The 5351-nt window shown below is 46.3% G+C and carries 3 protein-coding genes; 2 read left to right on the top strand and 1 reads right to left on the bottom strand.

Annotation, left to right across the window (positions count from 1 at the left end):
• A partial coding sequence (locus VIP81_RS24375) for a glycoside hydrolase 43 family protein (RefSeq protein WP_331967483.1) occupies positions 1-1219 on the bottom strand: 1219 nt, incomplete at its 3' end.
• 220 nt (positions 1220-1439) lie between these two features.
• Between VIP81_RS24375 and VIP81_RS24380 the strand changes: the two genes are divergently transcribed.
• Together VIP81_RS24380 and VIP81_RS24385 are read left to right on the top strand one after the other, a co-directional pair.
• The gene (locus VIP81_RS24380) at positions 1440-3656 is read left to right on the top strand and encodes a hypothetical protein (protein ID WP_331967485.1); all 2217 of its coding nucleotides are present in this window, start codon (positions 1440-1442) and stop codon (positions 3654-3656) included.
• A gap of 104 nt (positions 3657-3760) precedes the next feature.
• A partial coding sequence (locus tag VIP81_RS24385) for a glycoside hydrolase family 2 protein (protein ID WP_331967487.1) occupies positions 3761-5351 on the top strand: 1591 nt, incomplete at its 3' end.

Consider the following 5351-nt stretch of genomic DNA (forward strand, 5'->3'; position numbering starts at 1 on the left):
AACCGGCGACATCACCATCTTTCATGCCCCGTACATCCATTTCCACCGTTCCTTCCGAATAAGGGCCCTCTACGCGTTGCGTTAAGGTATTGGTAGCATATTGCAGGGTAGACGCTTTACCGGCTTTCAAACGAAGATAACCCGGGCGTTCGGTCAGCGACCATCTGCTGTTATCGGGATTATGATTCCACTGCCATTGCAGCGCCAGTTCGGGTGAATTGAATTCATCGGAACTGCCGGGAACCATCACCGGACTAGTTTTACCTACCGACGGTTTAGGAAAGGTATCTACGCCCTTGCCGTTTTCCCCTAGCATAGGCCAGCCATCTACCCAGGTAACCGGTTCCAGGTTGGGAACACGGCCTATAGGTCCCCGATCCTGCATGATAATAAACCACCAGGAGCCATCTTTTAACTGCACCATGCCGCCCTGATGCAGCCCGTTGCCCGGATAGGTATGATCGTCATGGATCACGACCTTCGATTCGTAAGGGCCATAGATACTATCTGAACGCAAACATACCTGCCTGCCACGTGTGCCGCCCGTAGATCCAAGGAGGTAATACTTATTATTGATTTTATAGAGATGTGATCCTTCCAGATAAGGGAAGCCGGGATTGTCGTAGATCTTCCGCTGCGGAACTTTTACCGACTTCGCATCACTGTTTAATTCCGTGATATAAAGTGTTTGTTGACCGTGAGCCACATACACTTTGCCATTATCATCAAAAAAGAGACCCGGATCATACAGGTACTCCGGGAAGATGGTTCTTGTCCATGGTCCGCTCACACTTTTAGCGGTACAGATAGAAAAATGCCCTTCCTTTCCTTCCATCCTGGGCGTGCAGAAGCCCACGTAAAAGGTACTGTCGTGATAACGGATCGTGGACGCCCAGGAACCGCTTAGGTACATATCTCCCCCCTTCATATCATAACGGGCATCTTCGTCATACCTCGATACTGCATATCCTGCCATTTTCCAGTTGACCAGATCACTGGAAACTGCAATAGGGCAGCCCGGTACATAATGCATACTGGTGGACACAAAATAGAAGGTATCCTTTACCCGGATAATATCCGGATCGGGCCAATCGCCCCACATGAGCGGATTCCTGAACTGCCCGTTACCCAAATCAGGTGTCCAGCTTTTATTTGTTTGAGAGAAAGTAGTGGTGATGCACAACAATAGCTGTGTAAGTAATACGATCGTTCTTTTCATTGCTCACTGTATTTTGTTTTTCATATAGCGTCGTTCGCCATTCTGCCGGAAGGAGGCGAAGCTACTAATATTTTTTTATCGATTATAAGAACACCCCCGTGTTTTATCAACGGATAATATAACATCAATGGCGGGCAAATTTGAGGTTGTTTGTCCGCGGTAACAATAAGACATTTACGTGTTCCTCTATTTTCTATCGGACACTATTTAGAACAATGCAATGAAAAAAAATAACAGCAAAAGACAGTCACCCGCATTACTGGCTTTACTCTTTTCATCTTTGATGGTGGGGCAGCGCACCATGGCGCAGGATATCAAACTGTCTACAAAGTACGCGGCACTGGTGGTTAACAAAGAAGGTTACATCACCAGTATAAAAGATCGGGCCACCAACAAGGAATATAATCCCACAGGATTGAACTCCCCGCTGCTCGCGTTGGAAAAAGATAAACATACGATGAATCCTTCCGGCGCAAAGTGGCTGAAAAATGAAAAAAAGTTACAACTCACTTACCCCAACGGATCTGTCGCCACTTTAAAGGTAGATGTCAAAGGAGACTATCTCCGTCTGGAAGTGCTGTCCCTGTTGCCGGACAATGGGGTGGACAATGTAGTTTGGGGCCCGTACAAAACAAGCATAAAAAAATATATAGGAGAAATCATTTCGGTAGCAAGAGATGATAATTTTGCGATTGGCATACTGGGGCTGGATGATAACACCACCAGTGGTCTTCCCTGCGATGGTGATATGTCTCAGGCAAGTTATATTATTCATACACCCGACCCGGTAAAATATCCTTTGCCGGCTGATTTGAAGGAAGGACAACGCTTCCGTATCGGAGGAGATGGTAACAACGATGTGGCATTTTACTCACATCCGGAAGAATATTACCGATATATGAACGGAAATGGCGCGCAGCTGGATCCTGCTTATGGCATCTCCATTGCGATGCATGCCCGTAACCGTAAGAAACCAGCTACCATCTTTTACCCGCTTTTCAACGATTTTCCGGGTATTAAGGCGCCCCGGCATATGGAGCTGACGCCGGTAAACGTAGACTATATAGGTTCTTCCATCGCCTTTTACGCCTGCCCGGATTCACTGGGTCTGAAAGTAATAGAAAAGGTGGTGAAGAACGAAGGGCTCCCCTATGTAACCCGCAATGGCAAATGGGTGAAAGACCCGAAGAATTATGAAATTGACATGGCCTGGTCTGGTCCGCACGACAGCCTCGTGTCCTATGCGAATCAATTAGGGTTGAAAGCAGTACAGGATGAAGGAATGGGCGAATATTATGTGAACCCTGCCGACAGATGGGGCGGTACCTCCGTGACGCTTAATAAACAAAAACGTCCGGTTAAAGATTTGACAGACCTCACCAACCAACACGGTATTGCTTACGGACTTCATACCCTCACCGAGTTTGTACAGCCGCATAGCAGCGATGTACATCCGATCCCTAATGAAGGATTATGCACCGTGTTGACCACACAAATCGTACATCCTGTATCAGCACTTGATACCATTATACAGGTAGCCGATACCAGTTACCTGAATGAAAGAGGAGGCTGGGATCAAAACACCGTGAATGCGCTGAGACTCGGGCAGGAGCTGATTGAATACCACGGCGTCACAACTACCAAACCCTACACATTGACCGGCGTTAAAAGAGGCGCCTTCAAAACCAATGCAGCTGCTCATGCCGCCGGGGATAAAATAGCCAAGCTGCAGGTAAACTGCTATTCCGGCTTCATCCCCAATGCACAATTCGGCGATGAATACGCGCGGTTTTACGCACGTTTACTACATGATGGTGGCATGAATTTTATTGACTTTGATGGCTTTGAAAGCTTTACCTATCAGGGCCATGGCCAATATCCTTTCAAGCGGTTTCTTCGTATTATGTTTGGAGATTTGAAGGAAATGGGCGTACCCTACCTGCGGGTAATGGGCTCCTGCGTATTTGAAGGTAACTGGCACTACATGAGTGTTTGTAATGTAGGCGGCGGAAATAATATGTTCGACCCCGTACACAATAAATGGGGAATAGAAGGAAAGGACATCCGTTATTCTTTTAACAGCAATTATTTCCCCTGCACCTTCGGCATTCAGAACATACAGAAGGACTGGAATGTACAGGTGATAGAGAACCTGCAAGCCAAATCCATTGCCTGGGATGCTACCTATATGTTAGGGATCAGCCAGGGAAGTATCGAACACCGAACAGATAAAAAAGAACTGTTCACCACTTTCAGGGCATGGGAAGAAGCCAGGAAGGCCGGCGCTTTTAGCACTCCGCTGAAAGAAGAAATGAAATCAGAAGAAAACAAATATCACCTGGAGCAAAAGGATAAAAATACCTGGTGGATGTATGTGGTGAATACAGATGGCTCTTTAAGGCAGAAAAGAATTCTGAAGCGTACCAGAACAAGTTAGGAGATGGTTCTCGGGATGTTTTAATGTTTAATACCGGGCTTGCCCGGTATAGCTATTGGGCAAGGCTTTTTTACTAAGTAATTGTGTTTATGTCAATAATGAAAATGTCTAAGAAAATCATCTGGTTATCGTGTTTACTCCTCACATCGGGTATACAGTCCAGTTGGGGACAAACCACCAGCTTTAATGATAACTGGCAGTTTAAGGGCGTTGAGTTCATGGATAAAAGCCGGGTGGATTCCTTCCGGAAGCTGGGCGTAAACTGGAGTGACCAGTTTCGCATTGAAAAGGAAAATCAGGGCGGAACGACGCTGTCAGTAAAAGATACATCACTGTCGGCAGTATTGGAAACGGTGGAGAATTTGAAATGGGAAATGGTACGCCTTCCGCATACCGCCTTTCCGGAACCGCTGGTGATTGTAGCGCCCCGCGAAGGAATCGCCTTTTACAGGAAGCGTTTTTTTCTCGACAAAAAATTAGCAGATAAAGATATTAGTATCGAATTCGAAGGCGTGATGCAGGTCAGCGATATATGGGTGAATGGAAAGTATGTGGGGAGAAATGAAGGAGGATATTTACCATTCGTGGTAACACTGTCTGACAGAGCGATCTATGGGCAGGAAAATGAAATAGTGCTGCGGGTAAATAATCAGGCCAACCCGGTAGTCCCACCCGGTAAGCCTGTCCAAAAGCTAGATTTTGTTTATTATTCAGGTATTTACAGGAATGTACTGCTGCATGTGAAAAACCGTCTGCACATCACGAATCCGGTTAATGCAGACAAACAAGCGGGCGGAGGTATTTTTGTTACATATCCCCTTGTTACAAAACAAGAAGCGGTAATGGAAATACAAACGGATGTACAAAACAATGATCAGCAACGGAAGACGTTTGTTATCCGGCAGGAGATTTTCGATCAGCACGGAAAGCGCGTGGCATCGGCTACCGGAGATCCGCTACAATTGGAGCCTGATGGTGAACACGCGTACGTACAATCACTGAAGGTAAATCAACCCTCCTTATGGCATCCCGATCATCCGTCGTTATATACACTCAAATCAAGTATTTTATCTGATGGCGTTTTGATGGATTCCCAGACAACACAAATTGGTATCCGATCATTTGAAATAACAAAAGAGAAAGGATTGCTGATCAACGGGGAACCCTATCGGCTGGTAGGTACCAACCGGCATCAGAACTACCCCTATATAGGAAATGCTTTGTCGGATGAAGCCTCGTACAGAGATGTCTGGCTGATAAAATCAGCTGGATTGAATGCCGTCAGAACAGCCCACTATCCGCAGGGAGCGGCGTTTCTGAATGCCGCCGATAAACTGGGAATATTGATCATCGATTGTATTCCAGGATGGCAGTTTTTCAACAAACATCCATCATTTGAAATGAATGTGATGAAGGATATCCGGCAAATGATCAGAACAGATCGTAATCATCCGTCTGTTCTTTTATGGGAAACAAGTTTGAATGAAACCTATCCTGACTCCGCATTCAGATGCAGACAGGCAGCAGTGGCCCGACAGGAATGGCGGGGGACCGCCAATTTTTTCACCAGCGGAGATTCCTATTTTACAAAAGCTTGCTGGGATGTACCCTACGATGATTGGAACGGTGATCCCGGAGCCAGAAATAACACGACATACACCGACCGGCCATTCCTGATCAGAGAGTACGGAGATT

Origin of the sequence: Chitinophaga sp., from assembly GCF_036566945.1 — a bacterium.
Lineage (GTDB): Bacteria > Bacteroidota > Bacteroidia > Chitinophagales > Chitinophagaceae > Chitinophaga.

Excerpts from the sequence above, each read along its gene's own strand:
- VIP81_RS24380 (WP_331967485.1), top strand. The coding sequence starts at position 1,440 with ATGAAAAAAAATAACAGCAAAAGACAGTCACCCGCATTACTGGCTTTA.